Here is a 662-nt window from a genome sequence, read left to right as displayed (position 1 = left end):
CCGGGCAGGAGGTCAAGGTTCTGTACGGCCAGGAACTGGATAACGGGACGGTGGAGTGGCTGCCGGGTGCAACGGTGTATCTCAGGGAATGGTCAGCAGATGATGAAGAAATGAGCTTTACTGCAACGGACCGCTTTGAAAGCATGGACGGAACCTATTATAAGGGAGAGTATCGGTCGGAAGGAATCAGCCTGTATGATCTGGCCGTTGATGTGCTGAAGGACGCCGGCGTGGACAGCCGGACATATTGGCTGGACAACTATTTAAAGGACGTGTCGGTATGCAATCCGATGCCGGTGGTATCCCATAAGGAAGCGCTGCAATTAATTGCTAATGCCGGGCGCTGTATCCTCTATCAGGACCGGAGCGGAAATATCTTTATGAAATCAAGTTTTGTACCGGACATGGAGGCAGCATCTGACAATGAGGTGTATTTCAGCCATGCCGGAGCGGTTCTGGATAAGAAGGCCAAACAATCTTACGCCATGACAGCCAGAGATTATACAGATGTGCAGCCGACACAGTACTTCCTTCCGCGTCAGGAGACAGGGAAGGCATATCTAAACACCGGTTATATCTCGGAGGCTGTGGCCGGCGCTGACGGGACGTTTGCGGTTAATCCTGCCGTAGAAATCAGCCTGGAAGCGCGGTATAAATGTTTC

Annotated in this window: 1 pseudogene; it reads left to right on the top strand. The window is 52.0% G+C overall.

Annotation, left to right across the window (positions count from 1 at the left end):
• A pseudogene (locus NE473_RS30085) lies at positions 1-662 on the top strand (hypothetical protein); the annotation flags it as partial.

Origin of the sequence: Hungatella sp. SL.1.14 (genome assembly GCF_024460495.1) — a bacterium.
Classification (GTDB): Bacteria; Bacillota; Clostridia; order Lachnospirales; family Lachnospiraceae; genus Hungatella; species Hungatella hathewayi.
Note: the sequence above shows the minus strand (reverse complement) of the source record. Positions and strands in the feature narration are given on the sequence as shown.